The sequence below is a fragment of the Calothrix sp. CBUCES-K 9914 genome (assembly GCF_059640475.1).
Window position 1 is genome coordinate 1 of the sequence record NZ_JBXXZH010000006.1, and the last position, 23,636, is coordinate 23,636.

The following is a 23,636-nucleotide window of genomic DNA, read 5'->3' on the forward strand; positions in this document are numbered from 1 at the left end:
GCGCCTTCTTAATTTCCAATAACCTACTAATTCCACCTGAACGATATTTCTGTAGCCATCGTGTAATTGTTGATGTGTCTCTACCCAGGCGTTTTCCTATTTCCTGTTGCTCACTTACTTGACCATTTTTAAGCCACCATAGCATTTGGAGTTTTTCTTTTTGCTCTGCTAGCCTAACTGTTTGCAGGCGTTTTTTTAAATCCTCTTCGCTCTCCGTTATCTCAACTTTGAATGGGCGGCTCATAGGTACTTATGGTAAATTAAGCTTATAAGTCTATTATATGCGACTTCATATTAAATTGGTATTAGGGGTATAACTTACACAAGTTCTACAGAATCAACGCAGACAGCAGAAGCGACACGAAAAGCTATCAACGAACTTAGAAAACTGAGTGGATTAACCTGGGAGCAACTTGCTAAACTATTTAACGTTTCACGTAGAAGCCTACATTTCTGGGCAAGTGGTCAGCGATTATCTAGCTTTCATGAAGAGAGTTTGAATCGATTATTGGGAACTATCCAGTATGTAGACCGAGGTAGTGCCGATATCAACCGTGGTCTTTTAATGAGTCTAACAAAAGATGGTACGCTAGTTCTAGACCTTCTTGCAATAGGTAAGTATGAGGAAGTTAAACAAATTCTTGGTGCAGGCAACGCACCTCAAAAACCACACTTAGTTCCTTTATCTGAAGATACACGCATATCCCGTATGCCACCAAATCCAACAGACTTGATAGATACTCTCCTTTGAACCTATCCACCATAATGTTGGAAGAACACGACCTGCTCGAACATCAAGGAAACGCAGAAATGACAACGAGCAATAAACGTTAGGATTGGGTCAAGGAAGTAGATACTATTCTTAAATAGTGGTGTCAGGGTGACTACGTATTAGGAGAGCATTGGTTTGTTCATCGCTTTAGTCCTCAACGTCCTCTTACGCAAGACTCTGAAAATGCTGTACAGGAAGAAACAGATATTTTGGCAAAAAATAGTAAAGCTATATTGTATGAATTGCTACTCAAAAAATCATCTTTATTCTATTTCTTCTCTTTTTATGCTCCGCCTTTCCCCTAAGATAAGATTAGGTCGCTTCATTGGAATGTATGGATAAAAAATTAAAGCCTGACTGGGCGGGTGAAAACCTGTTATCACAGTTTGTGAATTTGCTAATCAAAACTGAGCCTATCTACAAGGTGATGAAACACCAGGCTCGGCAAGTGATTATTAAGACTGCTGAAAAAAATGGTGTTCCCTGGCGCCAAAATTATGAGCAGTTGGAAAAATCAGGTATACAACAAAATTTAGCGGCAGTCACCAACCCTGAAGTTACTTACCCAAACTATTATAATGTGCCTTTTCATGCTTATAGTGAGGGTAACTTATGTTGGCAAGCCGCATTTGAGGCGCCGAGTGCGACTTACTCAATGGCATTGCGGGTTTGGAAAAATGAACCGTTGACTTGGGAAGTTGCTCACAACCGTCTGAGAAGTAGTTTTCACGATGTTTTAGGAATTTATGCTCCTAAACATGTTAAAGATATTTTAGATATTGGTTGTTCTGTAGGTATTTCAACTCTGGCATTACATCGGTATTATCAAAAAAAGCAAAACCATCCAGTCCGAACGGTTGGTCTTGATTTATCTCCTTATATGCTAGCTGTTGCTAAGACGCTAGATACAAACAATGAAATATCGCAGTGGTTACATGTGTTAGCTGAGGATACAAAATTACCTGATAATTCTTTTGATTTGGTAACGCTACAATTTGTCACTCATGAACTTCCGAGTGTTGCATCCAAAGCAATTTTTAAAGAAGCGTTTAGGTTAGTTCGACCTGGTGGCACCATAGCGATTGTAGATAATAACCCGAAATCTAAAGTCATTCAAAATTTACCACCTGTTCTGTTCACGCTGATGAAAAGCACTGAACCGTGGAGTGATGAGTATTATATGTTTAATATTGAGGAAGAGTTACAAGAAGTTGGTTTTGAGGCGCCGTTGACGGTGGAAAGCGACCCGCGTCACCGTACTATTGTGGCAAGTAAGAGGTAAGATTGGCAACGGATGTAACGGATGTAACGGATAAATTGTTTTAATTTGTAGGGTGTGTGACACTACTAACATCTTAAAACGAAGCGCAATACTGGTAGTGTCACGCACCTTACTTTATATTTATAACCAATAATTCATCCGTTACATCCGCTCTTATCCGTTGCAAGTTAACTCCTGCGCGCGTGTTTTTGATGGTGCGTCGTTCCGATAAATGAATCAAGTACATCTAAACTAGAATTTTTGCCAAATAAAATACCGTTGGGGTTAATTAAAAATAAATTAGCGGTGCCACGTACACCTAATGTTCCGTTGATATTAGATGCATTGCTGCCTGTAACGCGCGCGATTATATTTAATACTCCAGATGGATTGATAAAGTATGCTCTTTGTCCCTCATTTATATTAAACGAACTAAAACTGTGAAAAAGATTATTACCACGTTGGGCGCCACCGTTGATTAAATCAAATGAGGCGCCATTAATAGGAATAACGCGAGAGTTTTCCGCTCCAGTGTATTGTCAGGAATTATTTGAGCGCTAACAGGAGTAACTATAAATACAACAAGGCTACTGAGTAGTAGAGTTTGATGTTTTTTAAATTGCTTAGTTACAGGGTTGCGCTGGTAATTATATTTCATGCAGCACCTTTCAATCTTTTTAAGATTGTCTCAGTACTGTTATACTTTCACAAGGGTAAAAGTATAAACTTTTTCTTAATTCTTGTTGGAAACTAGTTAATTATCCCAACGTAGAGAAATTTGGAATTATGTAGCCGCAAGTAACAGCATGATGATGCCAAGTAGAAAAACCCAGATGGCAAGTTGAAACTTTAAAGTAAAAATAATTACGCTCAAAATGCTGATTAGGAATGCTATTAACGCTGATAAAGTGGTTATATTCGATTTTGGAATACCAGCACGGAAATGCATTTGGTCATAAAAGTGCCCTCTGTCGGCGCCGAATAGAGGTTTGGCATTAATCGTGCGTCGTAGTGCTGCCCATGTACAACAGCTACAGCATTTGGGTTCTGCTCGACTTGCGCTTCAAATAGTTGATAAATAAGTTGAAGATAGGGAAAATCAGCATCGGTTGTACTCCATTGATGTAATGTATAGAAAATCAAAACAATGAGTTAGGTCAGGTGAATGCCGTTCCCTACACCCTAACTGCTAACCCAACCTCACTCGCAACCCGACCAACACTATCTTGCGAGTAACTATCTTCGTTATTGAAGTAGTAATTGCTATAAGGTTCATTTTTAGCAATAATTCCATTTACAACTTGTCCCAAGACATTCTGACCAGATTTTTCTAGCAGGTCTTTCGCAAATGCTGCATTTACAACATCAACAACTCCCGGACGAACTACAAACAATAAACCATCTGCCATCTGTCCTAAAGTTGCAGCATCGGCGCCTACACTAAGTGCAGGTGTGTCAATAATGATGCAGTCATAACTACTCCTAAATGAGTCAATAAGGGTTGCCATACGCTTCGAGTCAAGTAATGAAGCTGGGCTAGGTGGTACAAGTCCGGAGGGGAGAACGTATAAATTATCCATGACTCGTGTAATAGCTGCCCGCACGTCTGACTGACCAACGATTACGTTACTCAAACCTTCGTTATTGGGTAAGTCCCATATATTATGTTGAATAGGACGATGTAAGTCACCATCGACTAGTAATACTCGTCGCTCCATCTGAGCTATTGCCATTGCTAAATTAGCAGCAACGGTTGATTTACCTTCTTTAGCGACAGAACTAGTAATAACAATTACCTTGATTTCTTTGTCAGCACTGATGAACTTCAAATTCGCACGCAGCATTCGATAAGCTTCGCTTGATGGTGAACGGGGAGTATCACGAACAACAATCTTAGGACTCGAAACCTCGATATCGTCGTTGTTACCACGGAGAAATGATTTTGGCTTACTGAACGAAGGAATAACACCTAATAGCGTTAGTTCCATCAATTCCTTAGCTTCATCAATTGTCTTAATGTACTTATCGCGCGTTTCTAGGAGGTACATACTAGCCATTGAAGCTAACAAACCTAGTAACCCTGCACTTAAATAACTTACTGTTGGAGAAGAAATCGGTTCATCAGGAGTTGGCGCCTGACTTATGATTTGAGCATTACCCAAATTTTGATTTTCGGCAATACGACTTTCTTGTAGTCTCTGTAATAGTAATGAGTAGGTTGATTGAGCAGCTTGAACTTTACGCTCTAACTCACGCTGTACCTGCTCTAATTTGGGTAAATTATTTAAGCGCTGTCGATAGGTTGCTTCTAAACCTGTAAGTGTTGCAAGTTGACTAGCTAACCCTAAACGTCGTGATTCTAATTGTACAAGTTCGCTACTAAGCTGCTGTTTAAGTGTACCAAACTGTAAATTAGCATTACTAGCTTGAACTTGTTGTCCAGCAACACTACCAACTCGATTTTGCAAAACACCTTTCAATGTATTAGCTTTATTTTGGAGTTTGATGATTTCTGGATGCTCATCTAAAAGTACTTCACGTCTATCTGCTAGTTGTAGTTCAATTTTTTGAAGTTCTGTCATAACTTCTTGAACTCCACTCGACTGACTCAGTGATGTCATTGTCACTGCTTGCTGTGAAGTCATCCCAAGTCTTTGGCGAACTGCTTGTGCTTGCGAACTGCTATCAGATATTTGTGATTTAACGTCCCCTATTTGCTTTTGTAAGTTACTGAGCAATTCTACTGCTTTATTTGCTTCTTCTTGTAGTGAAACAATTTTATTCTTTTCTTTAAATTCCCGCAGTTCAGCTTCAGCTTTACGAACAACAGATTCTGCACTTGGTACTTGTTTTTCTAGAAATTTACGTGCGGCAGATACTGCACTACGATTATAAGAAATGTTATGTTCTAAGTATGCTTCCATTAAAGTATTGACTACTTTGGCAGCAACTTCAGGATTTGTATCGTTATAGTTAACTTGTAAAACGTCAGTACCTTTCACATCTTTGATTGTAAGCTTTTTGACAAATTCACTTGTTTTTAAAGGGGCACCTGTTTCATCTTTAATATTGAGACGGTCAATAGTTTTTTGGATGATAGGATGTGAACGTATAACTTCGGCTTCAGTGTTAAGTGGATTAGTTTTACTATCTTGAACTACTGGCTCCAATTTACCAACTTCAGGAGCAACACCAGTCAGTGTTGAAATTGTATTTGTACGTTGAAACTGCAATTTACCTTCCGCTTGATAACTGGGCTTTTTTAAAGATGAAGCTATCAATGAAAGTAAAAATATCGGAAGAAAGACTCCCAGTCCAGCTATCCAACGACGCTGTATAATTTGCCAGTATTTGTATAATACAAATGATTCTTGCTGTTCCATAATCTTAAATTCATTGATAATAAGTTTGTGCGAATAGCCTGAAATGCTTGTGTTGTTTGACCGAGAGATTTGTAAATAGTTTACTAAATAGGTTATTTTTTACATACAAAGTACAACATTCCCTCAATTGGTTGTGTCTTTAAAGGTTCCAATGATTTCAGCATTTTTCGTTCTCTTAGCTGGTAATCAGTTCCAAAAGCAACAATTTTAAAATTTACATCTTGAAAAATTTTATACACTTCTTCAATGTGATACCAATACATATAAGGTTGTTTGTCAAAAATAGCTCCTAAGTTTGGTTTTCCAGCTAGTTTCATTCGAGGAATGTATTGAGAGGAAAATTCAGAATTAAAAACTTTTCTTAATAATTGTATATATGTTAAATATCCTTTGTGGAAATTATTCTGAATTCTGGATTCCAAATTTAGAAAAGAAAAAATTCCAGTTCCGCCTTTCTTAAGAATGCGATAAGCTTCTTTAAAAGCACTTAATCTTGCATCTTGGTTTTCAATACAACATAAAACTTGTTGTAAATAAACTAATTGGTCAAATTCATCATTTTGATAAGTTAATGCAGTTGCATCTTCTACCGCAAAATAAATACTACCTATTTTATCTCTCTGGCGTGCGTGTTCAATAAAATCAGATATATAATCAAACGCAAAAAGCGATTTAAAACCCATTTTTTGCATCTCTAGAGCAATTCTTCCCCCACCTGTGCCAGCTTCTAAAGTTTTAGCCTCCTTGTTCAAATATGTTTCTATAAGAAATTTTTCCCCAAAAGATAAATTTTCTAGACAAGCCCAGTAATCAAAATCTACAGTGCTGAAAGTTTCTTTATTATTAGCCATAGTTTTAATCTGTTATTTTTGAATTTGACAAGATTGATTTATGTTTTAACGATATGGTAAAAAATAAATTTATTAACTGTGACTACAGAGTTTTATACCTCATAACGATAAGCGGGAAAAAAATTATAATTTAATAATTTTTGTGGTTCCATACTTAATGTTTTTGACCTAATATCAACAAAATGATAGTATTTTTCTTGGTTTAAAATTAAACGTAGTGTAACAAAAGAATGCTTTTGATTAGCAAAACCTGCTTTGAAATGATAAAGGCTATTTGTTTTGGCGCCAAGTCCTCCACCTAAATGAAATACTTCATTTCCACGTTCTTTAGCCCAAAATCTCACATAATCAAACATTAATTTACTTGGAGCTTCTTTTAAAAACTGGTTTTTCGTTGCTCCTAAATGGTATTGAATAATTCCACAGCATTCTGTAAAAATACCAGCACATGCAATTTTATTATCTTTTTCTACAATGCACAAGTGGATAGCTTCATTTAAGCTCATCAATCTGCAAAAATATTCGGAATCAAAATAATAACATGTTTTAGCTCCTACGCGCTCCATAGTTTCATAATATATACTAATAAACTCATTTATATATTCTCGATAATTTACTATTTTGACTGTAAAACCGTTGCGTTTAGATCGATTTATGCTAGTACGATGTTCTGGTCGAGTTTTACGCCATATTTCTACAGGCGAAAGACTTAAATCAATCGATAATGTTTCTCCACTTACTTGAATAATTTCAGAAGATAACTCTTGGTTGATGTTTTGATTAAGTATTGGATGTAGACGAAAAAAAACAGAACAAATATTTCTGGCTTTAAAAGTTTTAATCAGTTGTTCAATCGCTGCTTTTAAAAAAGCTGGCTCGTTAGAAGCTGCATCATTCAATAAAAAACCAGCATAACCATTTGGAGAACCGATATCATAACAATCCGTGAAAACTAAACTTTTGTCAAATAAATTTATCTTCTGACATAAGTAAGGCAAACCAAAAGTTTTTTCACCTTTAGTTATTAAAATAGCTTCGGGTTTGCTATTAGTTCTAATTGCTTCTGTCAATATATATTGCGGTAAGTGATAAACATCATGGCGAATATTTTGTAACGTTTGTAACCACCTCTGGCTACATATATCAATAATGTCAACTTGCATAGTTTAGAAACGCTGTATTTTATCTAAGTAATTAATCAAAGCATGAAATTAAATAAATTAAATTAATCGTTATTAGCTCTATCATAAACACCGAAGAATGCTTCGATAACTTGCTCTAATTCTTCGGAGATAAGATTTGAACCAGATGGTAAACAAAGCCCGCGCGCAAATAAGTCTTCCGCTACCTCGCCACCTATACTCTCGTATTTTGCAAAGGCTGGTTGAAGGTGCAACGGTTTCCATACAGGACGGGTTTCTATTTGTTGAGCGGCAAGAGCGAGACGGATTTGTTCTCTATCTGCACCAAAAGCTTCCGGGTTTATAGTTAAACAGGTCAGCCAACGATTACAAGTACCAAAATTGGCTTCAGGCATGAATTCAACTCCAGGTAACTTACTCAATGCTCCTGCATAAATTTCAAAGTTACGCCGTCGTGCTGCTACACGTTCTGACAAAACTTGCAGTTGTCCGCGACCAATACCCGCCAAAACATTGCTAAGGCGGTAGTTATAACCAATTTCTGAGTGCTGGTAGTGGGGGGCTGGGTCGCGTGCTTGTGTTGCTAAAAATCTAGCCTTGGCGACTAATTCCGGTTCGTCTGATACCAGCATTCCGCCACCCGACGTAGTAATAATTTTATTACCATTGAATGAATAAATACCGATACGCCCAAATGTTCCCGGTGCTTTTCCTTGATAAGTGGCGCCTAAAGCTTCCGCAGCATCTTCAATTAAAGTAACGTCATATTGGTTACATGCTTTCAAAATTGGTTCGATGTCGGCGCTTTGTCCGTAAAGATGCACGAGGATTACCGCTTTAGGTAATTTACCGATACGCGCACGGTATTCGAGAGTTTCACGTAACAAGTCGGGATTCATGTTCCAAGACTTTGTGTCGCTATCAATAAATACAGGTTTGGCGCCTTGGTAAACTATTGGATTAGCAGTAGCAGCAAATGTCAGTGTTGAGCAAAACACTTCATCACCAGACTCTACTCCTAGCAATTTTAAGGCCAGATGGATAGCAGCAGTCCCAGAACTTACCGCAGCAGCATATCCGGCGCCAGTGATTTGACAAAATTCTTGCTCAAATGCATCTACGTGAGGACCCACAGGAGCAATCCAATTAGTATCAAATGCTTCTAGTACAAATTCAAGTTCTTGGTTCCCCATATGGGGTGTTGATAAAAGGATTGGTTTAGGCATTGTCAGTTTGTTAAATAATTTTAGTTATGAATTAGTTACCAAAAAAATTATGTTACCGCTTGCAAAACTTCTTCATATACCGACACAGTTTTTTCCAGCATCAGTTTTCGGGTAAACTCATTTTTTGCTGAAATCAAAGCATTTTCTGCCATCTGATTTTTGAGTTGGTGTGCAGTAAAAAGTTGTTCCAGACGTAATGCCAATGTCTCAGGGTCATCAAAGGGTACGATAAAACCGTTTACTCCATCGTTAATTTGGTCGTATGCACCTGCTGCCGGAGTTCTAATTGGCACTACTCGACACAGCATTGACTCAACTACTACTATTCCAAAACCTTCGACGCGGCTGGGTAAAACTGATACATCTGATGCCCACAAAACCTGCCGACTGTCTACATGACCAACTTGGCGAACTAAATCAGCTACACCAAATTCTACACTTTGTTGAGCAAAAGCTTTGGCACAGGTTCCCTCTCCAGCAAATAAAGCAATGACATCCAACCCTTTAGCACGCAATAAGCTGATGGCTTTAATTAGGACATCATGACCTTTGACATATTCCAACCGTGCTAACAGAGAGACGACTTTATCTTGTTGGTTTAAACCAAAACTCTGGCGTGCCTTCCAACAATCCTCTTCTCTTGGGGGAATAAAGTAAGATTCATCTACACCATTGTATACTACGCGAATTTTTTCAGGCGACACTTTATAATTATCAATCAAGTCTTTGCGAGTTTCTGCACTGATAGCGATAGCTTTATCTCCCCAAAAAGCTCCTAATCTATATGCTAATCCAGAAGGCATTCCTTCCAGATGAATAGTTGATAAAAAAGGGATTTTATGAAGTAATTGTATTCCACGTATATAGGGACTAGTTGCTGGCCAGTGAACATGTATTATCTGAGGAAGAAAAGATTTGATAAGAGAATTTACTTCCCAGTAAGTTCTCAATCCATTAATAAAATTCTTTGCCGTGAGAGACCTGTTAGGGAAAGGAATATAGAAATGCGGTATTCCGTTTTCTTCAAAACGTTGTGGTCCGTAGGAATGATCTCCCACTTGCCCTCCACTAGCTACAGCTACTTCCCACCCCATAGACATTAAGCCTTGTGCCAGAGTAAATATATGCGTTGTTACACCACTAGAATCTAATATTCGAGCCACTAGTAAAACACGTTTACTCATTAGAGACACCCTCCTTAACACTCATAATGATTGTAAGAATTATCAACTTGAATTACCTAATATTAGGAGAACGATAAGCTGGGAAAAAATTTGACTTAATAATTTCTTCAGGTTGAGTATTTAAAACCTTTGCTCTTAATTTAACTAGATGATGGTACTTTTGTTCATCTGTGATTAGGCGGATTGTAACAAAAGGTTGGCTTTGTTTAGAAAAACCTGATTTAAATTCATAAAGACTATCTTTTCCACCTCCTAATCCACCACCTAAATGAAATATTTTATTTCCCCGCTCTTTTCCCCAATATCTAACAAAATCTAGCATCAATTTGCTTGGGGCTTGTTTCAAAAACTTGTTTTTTGTTCCTGAAAGATGGAATTGAACAATACCACAACATTCGGTAAATAAACCAGCACTAGTTATTTCTCCTTGCCATTCCACAATACACAAATGTAGCTTGTCACCTAACTGCAACAGTTGGCAAAAATATTCATAGTCAAAGTAATAAGACTCAACGGCCTCAACTCTACTCATAGTCTCTTCATATATATCCATGAATTCATGAATATATTCTTGAAAGGAAACCATCTTGGCTGTCATACCAGCACGCTTACACCAATTGATTTTGGTGCGATGGTCGTTACGTGTCTGGCGCCAAATTTCTTCTTCACTCAACTCTAAATTAATGGATACAGTTTCTCCAGTCAGTTGACAAATTTCATCTGATAAAAATTTACTCAAACCGAGGTTGAGTATAGGGTGCAATCGAAAAAATGCCGAGCAAACGTTTTTATTTGCAAGAGCAGATTTTAAATTATCAATTGCACTATTAATAAATTCTGGAGAATCCGCAGCAGCTTGATTGAACAAAAAACCAGGATAGCCGTATGGAGAGGAAATGTCATATGCTTCTGGTATCTCCTGGCTACCCTCAAACAAATTTTCGCAACTGCGTAATAGATAAGGAACAAAAAACAGTTTATTGTCTTCAGATATTAGAACCGCTTCGGGAATTGTATTAGTTCTTCTGGATTCTAGATAAACATACTCTGGTATATGATAAAAATCGTGACGCAAATCTTTGATTACTTGCTGCCAAGATGAGTTGTTTAATTCAACTATTTGAGTTTGCATCTTAACTTCACTAATATATTTTAGTTGTACTTGGCTGTTTTTATTATCTCATATAATTACATATTTTCTACATTCATAAAAATATATAATATGTTCAACAACTTGATAAATATCATTATTGGAGTAACGACTATCACTAGGAATTGTCAAAACCCTAGTTGATAAGTCTATTGCTAGGGAGTCGTTACTAGATAATCCCTCTTTTGGTTGCTGCCAATGAACTGTAGCAAAAATATTTTTACTAATCAAGAATTTTCGTAAATCATTGCGGTTTTCTTGATTTTTACATAGTAAAATTGTATTAAATGGCACTGAACCATTGTGCCAAGACGTAAATAAAGGTGTTAATTCATTATGATTTTTAATCAAATTGAGAAAAAGTTTGATGTTGGCTTCCCGCCTTTGTCTTAATTCTGGAATATTTAAGTAACGAAGAACATTTGCAGTAAAACTGGAGGCAGAAGCATTAACCTCTTGACTTAATTTTTGTTCTCCTTCAACTTGTAAATCGCGATACGCATCTTTTGAAATATTAACACCATTAATATAGATTCTTTTCATCAACATGGCGCCGAGTTTTTGATAAGCGCCAAAGGATTGGTCTGATGAGGGTTGGGGTAAATCTAAATTTTGGGGAGACCAGATAATCGCACCGTCAGGAATAGGTAGTGTTTTGCGTAGGGAAGCCATTGCATAGTGAGCTTTACTTTGTCTAGCCCAAGAAGAAAAAGGGTCATGGCTGTGGTCTTCAATCAAGATAATATCATTTTGACTAGATAACCATTCTTGCCAAGAATCCGCTTGGCGAATTCCATATAAATTGACAGCTAAAACTAAATCCCCTGGTAAAGGCTTGAGGGTATCAAAATCAGGGGTTGGCTCTGTCGGCAAATCTCGATACCAACATAAATCAAAAACGTTTTTTAATTTGTTGGCAACATGCATACAAAAGAATGAGGGTAAATGTAACCTTAAACGTGTACCATTTGGCTTAAGATGATAATGAATTGATAATAAAACTGATGTACCTGTAGCAAAAAGTTGATGATTGTCAGGAAACCAATTAGAAGGAACAGACGGCGCCACCAATTCATCTTTCCAATCAAACTCAGAGCCAACTTCCCATATTTTTTGCATAACCCTAAATGAAATAAGTAAAAATTATTAATAGCAGTTACTTTCGTAAGGTGGGGCATTGCCCACCCTACAGTTAAGCACCTTAACCCAACCCTTTTGAACCCATAAATTCTTCAGATGTTGCATGACCTTCTTGAGTAACACCTTCTCGTTGAAGTACTTGCCACACAGTCATAAACAGAATTCTAAGGTCGAGCCACAAACTCCAATTATCGACGTACCAAACATCTAGCTTAAATTTTTCTTCCCAAAATCGATCCAATGTGCGGCGCCCGTTTACCTGTGCCCATCCGGTAATACCAGGTCTAACTTCATGGCGACGAGCTTGTTCAGGTGTATAGCGTTCCAAATACTTTACTAATAGGGGACGAGGACCAACAAAACTCATATCACCTTTGAGAACATTCAAAAATTGAGGGAGTTCATCTAGGCTCGTTTTTCGGAGAAATTTTCCCAAAGCTGTAAGTCTTCGCTCATCAGGGAGAAGATTGCCATTGCGATCCCTGTCATCTGTCATGGTGCGAAATTTGTAGAAGTTGAAAACCCGTGCATTTTTACCAGGACGTGGTTGGGTAAAAAGAACTGGGCTACCCATACGAAAATAGACAGCAATCGCAACTACCAATAAAATTGGGGAAGAAATTAATAAGGCAATTGCTGCAATAATTCTATCCAAAAGAGACTTAATTAATAAGCTAAATCTATTCTTATATAAATAAAAAGTCTTAATAAGCATAGATGTATCCTCCGTCTTGAAAATAGGGGTTAGCAAATGAAGAGTACAAACTTAGGAAAGGATAAATTTCTAGATATATCCTGAAACTGGCATTAGTTTTGTCGGTAATTAATTAATTCGGCGCCATTTTTGGCACCTAAAGCCTGAGCGTATAAAGCAGAATGTAGCTCGATAATGTGATTTATATCGTATTGAGTCATGCGTTCGCGCGCACGTTGCCCTGTGATCCGAGCTTCTAAAGGATTGTTTAAGACATAAGCCATTGCCTTTGCCAAGCTTTCGACATCTCCTACTCTGACTAAAAAGCCACAACCATCTTTGAGCAAATCCTGAGTTCCACGAATTGCAGTACCGATTACAGGAACTCCCATACTCATAGACTCCATAACACATCTAGGTAATCCCTCTTGCTGTGAACCAATAACAGTTGCTGCTGCTGCACTGATTAAAATAGGGATATCCTTACGTAATCCTAAAAAGCGTACTTTATTGGCTACATTGAGTTCTTGAGCTAACTGTTGCATGTCATTAAGTAGTGGTCCATTTCCAGCAAAAGCTAAGAACGTATTAGATTTATTGAGATGGGCAAAGGCTTTCAAAACATCCTGTGGACGCTTACGCCCAATTAACTCAGCTACGCATAGTAACATTTGGGTCTGGGGTGTCAACCCTAACTCCTCACGAACTTGGATAACTTCAGAACTGGAAATGCTATCAGAACTATATTGCTTTAAATCTAAGCCAATACCTGGCATGTAATAGATTCGCTCTGGAGAAACTAATTTGTGGTGCTTGGCTGCTTCCTCATCTTCGCGATTAATCACTACTAAGTAATCAGTCCAGCGTCCAGCCAACTTTTCCAGATTTAGGAATACAGCATTTTTTAAAGGTTTACCACCACGATAGAAGTGAAAACCATGAGCAGTATAGATAACTTTAGGTCTGTGCTGAAGTCTGGGATTATTTCTAAGGGCGTAGCGGGTTACAAAAGCTGCTACTGGAGTATGGACGTGAACTATATCGTATTTTTCTTGTTGCACTACTTGCCGAATAACGCGCGGTGCAAGCGATAGGTTTTGTGGGTCTAGCGGGTTACGCGACCATTCAACATCCCAGACATTATCAAAATTTTGTAAACATTGGGCATTACTGGAAATTTTACTAGCCATTCCATCTACACGCCATCCTTGAGCGCGAAAATGCTTGGCAAAGGGTAAAATAAATGCCTGTAATGTATCTGGTACAGTAGTAACCATCAAGATACTCTTCATACCAAGTCATCTCCAGAATTTACGTGCATGTTCAACTACTAAATGTTCAACTCGAAGTAATTAATAATTTTGCTATCAAACTACTCCTTTATAAAACTCAATAATGTCGCTTTGTTTGATTGGTTTTTCCGATTTTCTATCCATAAAGTAGATTGCTGAGGCAGCATCTGAAGATAAATGACAAGGACAACACAATAATAGCTGTAGTTGAGTAGTTGTTGCCTTAAGCATAGAAATTCTCCTCAATTAATGTTTCTAAGAAAGTAGTTAAAATCTACTACTGGGATTAAATAAGCTTTATTACGTGAGAAAGTTTTCGCCAGATTAAAAACACTTTTGCAAAAGCTGCTAAAACTAAATCTGGATTATAGCTCATCTGGTCTATAGCTATTATGCTATTTGTTCAAAGAAGATGTTTAATTCTATTTTTAATCAACAATTCCTCATATAATTTATCATATTGAAGAACTATAGAATGCAGTGAAAAATGCTTGATAATTCTTTCCCGTGCTGCTTTCCCTAAAGCTTCTCTACCCTCTCGACCAATATCAATCAAATCTTGCCAAGCTTTCATTAGTGATTGTGGGTCGCGTGGTGGTATAACTTTTCCAGTATCACCAACAATCCAACCAGAATCACCGATATCTGTAACTACGGAGGGAACACTACAAGCCATTGCTTCTCCAACAACTAGAGGGAAGGCTTCACCATAAGCAGAAGATAATGTTAGGATGTCCAAACCAGCAATCAACCAATGTGTATTACTACGTTCTCCTAACAAATGTACTCTGTTCGCTAGCTTTAATTTTTCAATTGAATACGTAAGTTTATCGTTGCTGGTATCAGTTCCTACACCAGCTAGAAGAAAGTGAATTTGGGGAAACTTTTCAGATAGTAATGAAGCTGCTTGAAGAAAATTATCATGGTCTTTCATTGGATGATACCGACCGATGAGTCCAATGAGGAAGGTATTTTCCGATAAACCTAGCTCTTGCCGAATAGATGTTTTAGCTGAAGAGGATGGCTGAAATAAGGAAGTATCAAAGCCATTAGGGATTACACAACTATTGGCAGAGGTGTAACCGATAGCTGAATGCTGCGCTTTACTGTTTTTAGAAACAAAAATAATTCTATCAACAAATCTTGATACATTTGCACACAGCTTAATAATCGCAATAGTCATCCTCTTTTCTAATTCTAAAGACTGAATTGAGTGGTGAATGCTCCAAACCACAGGGATTTTAGAGGATGAAAACATACTAGCTAGATAAGCTGCTAAATTCCCGTGATACATCCAACCCTGAATTATATCTGGTTTGACTTGATTGATAATGTTAATTAATTGCCAGAAAGTAGCTGGTGTTGGCATTCCTCTTTTCATGTCTAGCGTGTATATAGCAATTCCCAATTTATCTATACGTTCACCAAACGTACCACAATCCATTAATGAAATTACAATCGGTTTAAAACGCTGTCTATCTATCTTTGTAAGTAGCTTGTAAAGCATCATTTCTGCACCTCCTGTTCCTAGTCCGGTAATGACAAATGCAATAACTATAGTTTGAGCTATTTTAGTAGTATAATTCAAAGTTTTTCTCCCCAAAATTAGTTCTTATCAATTTAGTAAATATTATTTTTTAGATGTTGGATTAATTACAAATATTAAAATTAGTATAGATATCAAAAGTGAAAAATTACTGGTCAAAAAAATTCGCGGGTCTCCAGCAGGTTGGAAGTCAATCCAAATTATTCCTATTAAAGGGTATAAAAAAGTCATCCAATCTATTTTAGATAAATGCTTAACAATAATAACTTCCAAATAACGTCCAATCCACCCGTATGAACAACCAACAATAATTAAACCAGGCCAAGACATGCTATAAATACCAAATGCTAAAAATGCGGCTGGTATTTCGTAATCAACAGTTCCAACAATAAACTCTGTATTGTAATAAGAAACTGTATTTGGCTTTTCTATATTTATTATTCGCTGTGGTAAAAAGGAAATTATTCCATAAAACCAGTCAACGAACAACCGTAAATCATAATTACTACGTAAAGCCGCATTTAATGAGTGTACTGGATACGCAAAATTTGCTAGTATTTTATAAAAATTGGAGCCAGTATTGGGGTCATTATCACTCGATTCTGAAAATGTTCTAATTACTCCCTCCAAACCATCTGGGAGACCACTTAAACTCCAAAATAATTGTTTACCGAATAAAATAAATATAAAAATGAATCCACTAATAAGCAATAGAGGCAAAGACAATACTTTCTTTGTTTTCAGCATATAAGCAAAGCAAAATACTAGTAAATAATATATAAATTGCGCGCGTCCACCTGTCATTGAAGTAGACACGAAAGCTGCGGCAAATGACAATAATAATCCAATTACTAAATATGTTTTTTTGCAATCTTTGCTACCTAAGATAAGCGGATAGCTAAATAGATAAGATGACATAAAGCAAAGAGGCATAAAATGTTTAAAGAATACTAAAGGTCCACTATCCAATAAAGTTGAACGAATTAATGTTGCATTACTTAATGTATTCATGACACCTCCAAATTGCATACCATATATCTGAATAGATATAATGGAAATAATAAGCAAAACAATAGCGTAATAATTTACTATTTTTTCATCTTTGCTTTTGATATTGACTTTTGCACCAAATTTTTCTGCTGATTTAGAAAAAAAACCGAAAAGAACAGCAAAGTATCCAACATAAATAGCTATTACAGTTTGTATATAACTCACATATTCTTTTCCATTAATATTTAATTCTGCTTGAGAGTTTTCAATATTAGCTTCTAGAAAAAAACCAGGCAAAGGATACAATAAAATAAAAACAATATGAAATAACGTCAAAAAATCTGGTTTTAATATCTTTTTCCGACTTGATTCTAAAAACAATATGAAAATAATTAATCCGAGATATGCATTCGCTAACATATTTTAAGAATAAGAATAATTTACTAATTTACTAATTTACTAATTTACTAATATCCCAACAGTTCTAAATATTTAGAAGCTCCCTGTTCAACTGAAAAATCAAGCGCTCGTTGCATTAAAATATTACAGTTCACAGGAGTTTCTAGTATTTTAAGCATTGCGCTAGATAATGCCTTTGTATCTCCAACAGGCACTAAAGAACCATATTTTCCCTCTGCTAAAATTTCTTTTGGACCGCTTGGGCAATCTGTCGCAACTACGGGACAACCACAAGCTATTGCCTCAATTAATACAGTTGGTAAACCTTCCCAACGAGATGAAAGTACATACCCACTAGCTCGATACATATATGCATATGGATTTTCAACGAATCCAGGTAGGGAAACATCTTCACCTATCCCTAGTATTTTAACCATTCTCTCTAACTCGTCTCGACATTCTCCTTCACCAAGAATAAGCAAACGAGCAAATTTTTGTTTCCTGACAAGAGCAAAAGCTTGAATGAGATTTATAAAGTCCTTCTGTTGTGTCAACCGTCCTACTGCTAAAAATACAGGTGGGCAACCTTTTTCAAACCAAGGATGATTTAAAGGTGCTTTTGCTTTAGTAATTAACTCGCTATCGACTATAGGATTATATATAGTATTAACTTTTCCTCTTGGTAGACCAAGTTGAATTTCTAAATCTTGGGATACACCTTTAGAAACTCCTACGACCGCATCTGCGCTTGGGTAAAACTGTTTCATAAATGGTGGTATAAATCTGGCTCTTACTAACTTTGATTTACCCGCAGATAGTGTATTATGTTCCACCAATACTAGTTTAGTTTTTGTACCAGCTATTTTCAACGCTAAAACTGCTGCTACATTGGCTTCACTTAAATGGGAAATAATTGCATCTGGCTGATTTTTGCGTAAGTAATTGGATAAAGGGACGATAGATTTTAAAGCTCGACCTGATCCAAAATTAATCACACGAACTTCTTTCGGGACTTGGCTTAAATAAGGTCCGTCTGCATCAATTAGCAATAAATCGAGACTAAAACCTTTACTCAACATTCCCTTAAGCAGATTAACAACTATTCTCTCGGCGCCACCACCGTGTAAATTAGGGATAAAGGAAGCAATGCGTTTCATAAATTTGACCAAATTTTTCAATCTATTTCGATGGTGATTCGATGGTGAAAACTAGCTAATCTTTTGAACGTGATAGCTTATGTAAATCTTTAAGATAAAACAAAAAACCAGGAAATAACAATACTAAAGTTAACAGTTTATTTTGTGAGTCAAAAATTATCTTAAAAAAACCGACCCTTGCATGAAGAGAAAAGCGGATGTAGTTTATTACTGCTTTTACTTTCCAAATAAAAGGAATTTTTAGTGTACTATACTCTTTATAGTAAAGCATAGCACCTTTAGGATTTTTCGCTCGACATTTTACAGAAGAATTAGAAAGACTAACGCTTGTATCCTCATAATAAATCCTAAGTTTATCATTCACAAATCGAGTCTGATAATATTTACTTATTCTGTCCCACACAATCGCTTCAGTAATAAATTTTTCTCCTGAAATTTCAGGAAAAGGAAATTTTTTCAATACATCCGTTCTTTGGAAACCCCATTTTTCGCCAAAAACGCCGTGTAAAGTATGAATATCCACTGAGTTAGAGTCTGTAATGTCACAAGGAAATTCATTGCCTACAAGCTTTCCTTCTTGATTTATACATAGAACTGTCACACCAGCAAACAAATGTTTTTGCGTATTTGGAATTGAATCCCATTGATACTGAAATTTCTCTAAAGCTGTACTTACAAAAGCATCATCAGAGTCAACAGTCAAAAATAACTCTCCTTGTGCCTCTTGTACTCCTCGATTAAAAGCTACATGCTTACCTTGATTTTGTTGCCAAATGTAACGGATAGGAAAGTTAGCTTCTTTTCGCCATTCTTCTACTATCTTACTAGTGTTGTCGCTAGAACCATCATCAATAATTAACCACTCAAAATCACTAAGTGTTTGCACTTTTAAACTTTCATAAACACGGTGAAGTGTAGAAGCACGGTTAAAAGTAGGAGTAAAGACTGTAAAAAGATACTGATAGTCACCGGGGACAACTGCAAATTCTGTATCAAAAGTAATTTGTTTTTTTGAATTTGCCTGAATAACTTCTTGAATTAATTCTTCCCACTCGCCGATTATATTATCTAGCTCAAAACGTTCTATTCTTGAAGAAGCTGAGTTTGCTAAACGTTGCCGTTCCTGTTCATTATACATCAGTTTTTCCATTGCTGTCGCTAATGAAGATGCATCTTCATTAGGCACTAAAATTCCATCCACACCATCGTCTATTATTTCTGCAGGTCCACTTGGGCAATTTGTTGAAATAACAGGTAAACCGCAAGCCATCGCTTCTATTAAAACATTGCCAAATCCTTCAAAGCGTGATGATAAAACAAACAGTTTAGATTGTTTGAGGATAATAAAAGGATTTTTTATTCTGCCAGGAAATACAACATGATTATCTAAGCCAAAAAAATTCATTTTGCTCTCCAATTCAGCACGTAGTTCTCCTTCTCCTAGTATTATTAATTGCCAATCAGGATAATTTAGATAAATTTTTTGAAAGGCAGCTAGTAAAATATCGTATCCTTTTTGGTGTGTCAGTCTACCCATAGAAACTATCCATTTTTTGCTTGGGCTTAGACCTTCTATGGAATTGATTCGATCAATACTAACATTGTCATCGTTATTAGTTACAAGTGGATTATAAATTACCGATTTTTTCCTTGTAGGCAACCAACTAAAATAATTATTTACCCCTTGACTACAACTAACAACTTTATTTGCTAAAGGATAGATTAAACGTCGTGCTTTTGACCATAAAACAGTTGTAGCAAATTGAGGGTTATTTTGTTCGTTTACTATAACTGGGTATTTTGTGTTTAAAAGAGCAATTAATGTTAACACATTTGTTATTTCTAAAAATGAAATAACAATATCAGGGTTAAGAGACTTAATAACTTTTCTTATGATTTTAATACGATAAATATTGTTCAACAATCCATCCAATAATGTTGGTGAATGTTTATGGATATTTAAACCTACAATGTTAACTCCTTTGGGTACATCATAAAAATACGAATCTTTTCCATAAATTGTTATTATAGAAACTTTGTCAGCTTTTTTAATAAATCCTTCTGCAAGTAAAATTACTGCTCTCTCGGCACCACCAGAACTTAGTGATGGAATAATAAATACGATATTTCTCATAATCTTAATCAAAAAAAATAATTGAACAACTAAACTAATTTACATACTTCTTACATTAAGTTTTGCTTTTTGGCATTTTTTTATAAATTATAATTAGTAAATAAGAAAACGAAAATATATATATACAGGTTGTAGATAAAGCAATTCCTTTAATTTCTAACCACTGCATAAAGAAATAATTTAAAGCTATATTTATCATTAAGTTAAAGAAAGAAAGTTTAATAAGAATTCGATTAAAACTTAATGAATTTATCAAAATCACTAGTAATATATTTCCAATATAGAACGGAATTTGTAAAGCAAACAAACTTTGAATTTGAGCAACTAGTTCAGTATCGCTAGCTGTAAATACACCTCTTTGTAAAAATGTTTTGACTAATGGCTCTGAAAACAAAATTAATAATACTACAATTGGTAAACTCGATACAAAAATTATTTTTAAGTAGCGTTTGAGTGTACTGCGTAAATCTATCCAGTTTTGATGAGCCACCATCTTTGAAAAATGGGGAGTTACAACAATTCTTAAAGCAGTAATAGCTAGATTAATTGGCAATAAAATTATCTTGTTTCCGTAGCTTAATGCTGCAACACTTCCAGGTGATAACATTGCAGCCATAGAATCATCAACCAAACCAGCACTAGAAATTAAACATGCTCCAGCAATTATCGGAGCATACTGACTTGCTACTTGACGTAAATGAGTATCAAATCCATGCCATTTTGGTAATAAAGAAATACCTTGCTGCTTTAGTGCTGCTGCGACAATAATCATTTCCAAAAATGCGCCACATAATAGTCCCATTGCTAAAGCAAACACTCCCCAAGAATCATTAAATAAAAGGAATGCAATACTAATTGCTGGAGTCAAAATTGGAGAAATTGCAGTTAAAGCAAAGCGCTCTCCAGCATTTAAAACAGCATTCCATACGGTAATAATTCCAGATAATATTACTGTCGGTGCCAGAGCATAAAGTAGCCTGTAAGTAAGCTCTAATTTTTCCACGCTGAAATTGCCTGCGATTTTTGGTAAATACAGTGGTGCAGCTATTAAAATCAATATTGTTACAATTACTAATAGGCTTATGCTTAAAAGAGTGGCTCCAGAGAACAACTTTTGTGCTGCTTTTGAACCTTCTTGCTCTCGTACACGTATAAAGGTAGGTATAAGAGCGGCATTAAAAGAACCTGCTATTACATTACTAACAAAAGAAGGAATTACAAATGCGATCAAAAATGCATCTAAGCTTTCTGCAGTACCAAATTTCCAAGCAACTAATAATTCTTTGACTAAAGTTGCTGCTTTTACCAAGGCTGTCACAGATGCTACCATGACAGCTGCTCTAAAAATCTTTCGATTTACAAACTTATTCCAGTAAAGAGCTAAATTTTTTAACATTAGTGTTCTCATTTAATCTTGCTCCATATTCCAACCTTTTTCATTTGACTATATAACAACGCTTTTTTCCATAAAAATATTGTTGGTCAATTTATTAATTAATTGATTGGAAAAAATTTTTACCAGAGTAATTATCTCCGCCTGCGCTATCGCTAATAACTACTTTGTGGTTCAAAGAATTGTAACCTGTTGATTCTTCCCAAACATTTTGATTTGCAAGCCTAATAGAAAACTCTGGACGATTGCGTAATCTAAGTTCGGGGTCTGGTAAATTTAACAACACTTCATATTCCCCGTTGGGCATATTTTCGGGAATACCACCTATAACATCTACTACGTTATTAGTACTAGGCAACCATCTTCTAGGGTCTTTATCTACTGTTAAATAATATCCTTGCCGTGTTTGAGTATTACGTAAAACAACTTCTAAGTTGCGCGGATTATAAGCGCTAGCCCAGCCATCATTAATAATTTCAAAACTTATAGAAAATTGCCCTCCAGGTTTTACTTGGTTTGATATTACTGATTTCAATAAACGATACCTATATCCCAAACGGCGCTTGATTTCTGCTATGCAACCTTGATTTTCCCATTTTTGTATTACGCTTGTTCCGTCAAATACCTCTATGTTTAATGTACTCCAACGCATTCGTGCTAGCTCATTTAAGGTATTTGGACAATCATTATATTGACTGTCAACGCAAACTTCGCCACCTTGCACCACAAAAAGATTATCAAGGCTTAAAAATTGCTTTTGCTTATCTATAATTTTTGGATCCGTATTATTATAAGTGCCTTCATCATCAATGTCAGCGAGAAAGCAATTATTTGTAGCGCCTGTTCTCGCTCGATAGCTACCATTAAAAGCTTCTTCTGGGGTCAGAGGGTTATCATTATTAAATGCATCTATTTTATAATGTGAATATCTTAAACTTACCATTCTTTGGCTAGGAAGAACCGATAAAAGTTTCAACAAAATATTTCTTCTATCTTCACTATTTGTATCTAGGTTATTTGTCGATCTGTTCCATTCTCCCCAATACCCTATAAAACCTGCTTCTACATAAGAAATAATATCATAGTTATCTGCAAATATAGGCTTGAGCTGATCTAAATGGGAAATAATTATTGATTTTGTCGCATCTGCTCCACCTCCTATCCAATTATATGAAAATACAAGAATTAATTTCATCCCGGCTTGACGAGCTGTTTCAAAATCTTTACTCATCATTTCTAAAAAGGACTGTGACAAAGGTTCGTTTATATACGACTTTATTAAATAAACGCGCCTAACTAAGGTAATATTTTGTTCTTTAACTTTTTGTAAATCAGATAATTTTAAAGGCAAAAGCTCATTACTATCACTAGGGTTGACGGGATAATAAAAACCCCTTTCCGGATTAGAAAAGTTTTCATCAGTTTCTTGGTATATTATGCTATTAGTATTAACATTTGCAAACATTATGCCTGGAGAAACAATAACCAAAACAATAGTTATAATTAGAAATAAACTAGCTTTATGTTTTTTGACAATTTTATAAACTAGCATAAATTTTTAAAGTAAAGTTTTTCTGTAGATGCTGGCACCAAATTATTTTTCGTATTTCTGGTTCATAATCACCACATTGCGCTGTGTTAACAATAAAATCAATTTGGAATAAATCCTGATTTATATGTTGCAAGACTTGCAATAACCAGTTTTCAATACCTCCTCTATTTAATGCCAATACCCGTGAATCAATTCGTATTTCATGCCCTCAGCAAGCGCCCAAATCACTCATTCTATCGTCGCTTTATCGATTTCATTCACGGGTATTGTATTTAATGCTCTAACAACATGAAGAATGCGTAGCGGTCGATTAGCTAATGAGCTTGATACTTCAGAATTACTAGCATTTACTAAATTTATAGTACTCATA

General features: G+C 35.9%; 22 protein-coding genes and 1 pseudogene. 2 read left to right on the plus strand and 21 right to left on the minus strand.

Annotated elements, in window-relative coordinates; all coding sequences use genetic code 11:
• The coding region (locus tag AC2JBO_RS02085) for a helix-turn-helix domain-containing protein (RefSeq protein WP_496951962.1) at window positions 1–244 on the minus strand (244 nt) is incomplete at its 3' end.
• A 252-nt stretch (window positions 245–496) separates the two neighbouring features.
• Between AC2JBO_RS02085 and AC2JBO_RS02090 the strand changes: the two genes are divergently transcribed.
• Together AC2JBO_RS02090 and AC2JBO_RS02095 are read left to right on the plus strand one after the other, a co-directional pair.
• Complete coding sequence (locus tag AC2JBO_RS02090; RefSeq protein WP_496951963.1) at window positions 497–751, plus strand: hypothetical protein; 255 nt, start codon at window positions 497–499, stop codon at window positions 749–751.
• Window positions 752–1,106: 355 nt separating this feature from the next.
• A complete protein-coding gene (locus AC2JBO_RS02095) occupies window positions 1,107–2,054 on the plus strand; it encodes a class I SAM-dependent methyltransferase (protein WP_496951964.1) in 948 nt (315 codons plus the stop codon).
• 197 nt (window positions 2,055–2,251) lie between these two features.
• On the opposite strand, the pseudogene AC2JBO_RS02100 reads toward AC2JBO_RS02095, so the two are convergent.
• The 20 genes and pseudogenes from AC2JBO_RS02100 to AC2JBO_RS02195 form a co-directional block, all read right to left on the minus strand.
• Window positions 2,252–2,691, minus strand: a pseudogene (locus AC2JBO_RS02100) (two-partner secretion domain-containing protein); the annotation flags it as partial.
• A gap of 254 nt (window positions 2,692–2,945) precedes the next feature.
• Window positions 2,946–3,176: a hypothetical protein gene (locus AC2JBO_RS02105; protein ID WP_496951965.1), complete on the minus strand. Its 231-nt coding sequence runs from the start codon at window positions 3,174–3,176 to the stop codon at window positions 2,946–2,948.
• A 32-nt stretch (window positions 3,177–3,208) separates the two neighbouring features.
• On the minus strand, window positions 3,209–5,416 hold the full coding sequence (locus AC2JBO_RS02110; protein WP_496951966.1) for a GumC family protein: 2,208 nt from the start codon (window positions 5,414–5,416) through the stop codon (window positions 3,209–3,211).
• A gap of 92 nt (window positions 5,417–5,508) precedes the next feature.
• Window positions 5,509–6,267, minus strand: a complete 759-nt coding sequence (locus AC2JBO_RS02115; protein ID WP_496951967.1) for a class I SAM-dependent methyltransferase — start codon at window positions 6,265–6,267, stop codon at window positions 5,509–5,511.
• A gap of 92 nt (window positions 6,268–6,359) precedes the next feature.
• Window positions 6,360–7,430: a GNAT family N-acetyltransferase gene (locus tag AC2JBO_RS02120; RefSeq protein WP_496951968.1), complete on the minus strand. Its 1,071-nt coding sequence runs from the start codon at window positions 7,428–7,430 to the stop codon at window positions 6,360–6,362.
• A gap of 62 nt (window positions 7,431–7,492) precedes the next feature.
• Window positions 7,493–8,635, minus strand: coding sequence for a DegT/DnrJ/EryC1/StrS family aminotransferase (locus tag AC2JBO_RS02125; RefSeq protein WP_496951969.1), 1,143 nt, complete (start codon window positions 8,633–8,635; stop codon window positions 7,493–7,495).
• A gap of 47 nt (window positions 8,636–8,682) precedes the next feature.
• Window positions 8,683–9,819 carry a glycosyltransferase family 4 protein gene (locus AC2JBO_RS02130; protein ID WP_496951970.1) on the minus strand — a complete coding sequence of 379 codons (1,137 nt, stop codon included), beginning with the start codon at window positions 9,817–9,819 and terminating at the stop codon, window positions 8,683–8,685.
• 52 nt (window positions 9,820–9,871) lie between these two features.
• Window positions 9,872–10,951, minus strand: a complete 1,080-nt coding sequence (locus tag AC2JBO_RS02135) for a GNAT family N-acetyltransferase (protein WP_496951971.1) — start codon at window positions 10,949–10,951, stop codon at window positions 9,872–9,874.
• Between the two features lie 48 nt (window positions 10,952–10,999).
• Window positions 11,000–12,088, minus strand: coding sequence for a DegT/DnrJ/EryC1/StrS family aminotransferase (locus AC2JBO_RS02140; protein ID WP_496951972.1), 1,089 nt, complete (start codon window positions 12,086–12,088; stop codon window positions 11,000–11,002).
• Between the two features lie 82 nt (window positions 12,089–12,170).
• Window positions 12,171–12,824 (minus strand): sugar transferase, encoded by a 654-nt coding sequence (locus AC2JBO_RS02145; protein WP_496951973.1) that lies wholly within the window; start codon window positions 12,822–12,824, stop codon window positions 12,171–12,173.
• A gap of 92 nt (window positions 12,825–12,916) precedes the next feature.
• The gene (locus AC2JBO_RS02150; protein WP_496951974.1) at window positions 12,917–14,095 is read right to left on the minus strand and encodes a glycosyltransferase family 4 protein; all 1,179 of its coding nucleotides are present in this window, start codon (window positions 14,093–14,095) and stop codon (window positions 12,917–12,919) included.
• 75 nt (window positions 14,096–14,170) lie between these two features.
• A complete protein-coding gene (locus AC2JBO_RS02155) occupies window positions 14,171–14,326 on the minus strand; it encodes a hypothetical protein (RefSeq protein WP_496951975.1) in 156 nt (51 codons plus the stop codon).
• 172 nt (window positions 14,327–14,498) lie between these two features.
• A complete protein-coding gene (locus AC2JBO_RS02160) occupies window positions 14,499–15,683 on the minus strand; it encodes a glycosyltransferase family 4 protein (protein ID WP_496951976.1) in 1,185 nt (394 codons plus the stop codon).
• Between the two features lie 42 nt (window positions 15,684–15,725).
• Window positions 15,726–17,051: an O-antigen polymerase gene (locus AC2JBO_RS02165; protein WP_496951977.1), complete on the minus strand. Its 1,326-nt coding sequence runs from the start codon at window positions 17,049–17,051 to the stop codon at window positions 15,726–15,728.
• A gap of 47 nt (window positions 17,052–17,098) precedes the next feature.
• Window positions 17,099–18,187, minus strand: coding sequence for a glycosyltransferase (locus AC2JBO_RS02170; protein WP_496951978.1), 1,089 nt, complete (start codon window positions 18,185–18,187; stop codon window positions 17,099–17,101).
• Between the two features lie 55 nt (window positions 18,188–18,242).
• Window positions 18,243–20,321 carry a glycosyltransferase gene (locus AC2JBO_RS02175; protein WP_496951979.1) on the minus strand — a complete coding sequence of 693 codons (2,079 nt, stop codon included), beginning with the start codon at window positions 20,319–20,321 and terminating at the stop codon, window positions 18,243–18,245.
• A 55-nt stretch (window positions 20,322–20,376) separates the two neighbouring features.
• Complete coding sequence (gene murJ / locus AC2JBO_RS02180) at window positions 20,377–21,729, minus strand: murein biosynthesis integral membrane protein MurJ (protein ID WP_496951980.1); 1,353 nt, start codon at window positions 21,727–21,729, stop codon at window positions 20,377–20,379.
• 82 nt (window positions 21,730–21,811) lie between these two features.
• Entirely contained in the window at window positions 21,812–23,266 is a 1,455-nt protein-coding gene (locus AC2JBO_RS02185) for a DUF4832 domain-containing protein (RefSeq protein WP_496951981.1), read from the minus strand.
• Complete coding sequence (locus AC2JBO_RS02190) at window positions 23,253–23,444, minus strand: hypothetical protein (protein WP_496951982.1); 192 nt, start codon at window positions 23,442–23,444, stop codon at window positions 23,253–23,255. Before AC2JBO_RS02190 ends, AC2JBO_RS02185 begins: the two co-directional genes overlap by 14 nt.
• A 50-nt stretch (window positions 23,445–23,494) precedes the next feature.
• A complete protein-coding gene (locus AC2JBO_RS02195) occupies window positions 23,495–23,635 on the minus strand; it encodes a hypothetical protein (protein WP_496951983.1) in 141 nt (46 codons plus the stop codon).
• Between the last annotated feature and the right edge of the window lies 1 nt (window position 23,636).

Excerpts from the sequence above, each read along its gene's own strand:
- AC2JBO_RS02095 (WP_496951964.1), top strand. The coding sequence starts at position 1,107 with ATGGATAAAAAATTAAAGCCTGACTGGGCGGGTGAAAACCTGTTATCA.
- AC2JBO_RS02110 (WP_496951966.1), bottom strand. The coding sequence starts at position 5,416 with ATGGAACAGCAAGAATCATTTGTATTATACAAATACTGGCAAATTATA.
- AC2JBO_RS02115 (WP_496951967.1), bottom strand. The coding sequence starts at position 6,267 with ATGGCTAATAATAAAGAAACTTTCAGCACTGTAGATTTTGATTACTGG.
- AC2JBO_RS02120 (WP_496951968.1), bottom strand. The coding sequence starts at position 7,430 with ATGCAAGTTGACATTATTGATATATGTAGCCAGAGGTGGTTACAAACG.
- AC2JBO_RS02125 (WP_496951969.1), bottom strand. The coding sequence starts at position 8,635 with ATGCCTAAACCAATCCTTTTATCAACACCCCATATGGGGAACCAAGAA.
- AC2JBO_RS02130 (WP_496951970.1), bottom strand. The coding sequence starts at position 9,819 with ATGAGTAAACGTGTTTTACTAGTGGCTCGAATATTAGATTCTAGTGGT.
- AC2JBO_RS02135 (WP_496951971.1), bottom strand. The coding sequence starts at position 10,951 with ATGCAAACTCAAATAGTTGAATTAAACAACTCATCTTGGCAGCAAGTA.
- AC2JBO_RS02140 (WP_496951972.1), bottom strand. The coding sequence starts at position 12,088 with ATGCAAAAAATATGGGAAGTTGGCTCTGAGTTTGATTGGAAAGATGAA.
- AC2JBO_RS02145 (WP_496951973.1), bottom strand. The coding sequence starts at position 12,824 with ATGCTTATTAAGACTTTTTATTTATATAAGAATAGATTTAGCTTATTA.
- AC2JBO_RS02150 (WP_496951974.1), bottom strand. The coding sequence starts at position 14,095 with ATGAAGAGTATCTTGATGGTTACTACTGTACCAGATACATTACAGGCA.
- AC2JBO_RS02155 (WP_496951975.1), bottom strand. The coding sequence starts at position 14,326 with ATGCTTAAGGCAACAACTACTCAACTACAGCTATTATTGTGTTGTCCT.
- AC2JBO_RS02165 (WP_496951977.1), bottom strand. The coding sequence starts at position 17,051 with ATGTTAGCGAATGCATATCTCGGATTAATTATTTTCATATTGTTTTTA.
- AC2JBO_RS02170 (WP_496951978.1), bottom strand. The coding sequence starts at position 18,187 with ATGAAACGCATTGCTTCCTTTATCCCTAATTTACACGGTGGTGGCGCC.
- AC2JBO_RS02175 (WP_496951979.1), bottom strand. The coding sequence starts at position 20,321 with ATGAGAAATATCGTATTTATTATTCCATCACTAAGTTCTGGTGGTGCC.
- murJ (WP_496951980.1), bottom strand. The coding sequence starts at position 21,729 with ATGAGAACACTAATGTTAAAAAATTTAGCTCTTTACTGGAATAAGTTT.
- AC2JBO_RS02185 (WP_496951981.1), bottom strand. The coding sequence starts at position 23,266 with ATGCTAGTTTATAAAATTGTCAAAAAACATAAAGCTAGTTTATTTCTA.
- AC2JBO_RS02195 (WP_496951983.1), bottom strand. The coding sequence starts at position 23,635 with ATGAGTACTATAAATTTAGTAAATGCTAGTAATTCTGAAGTATCAAGC.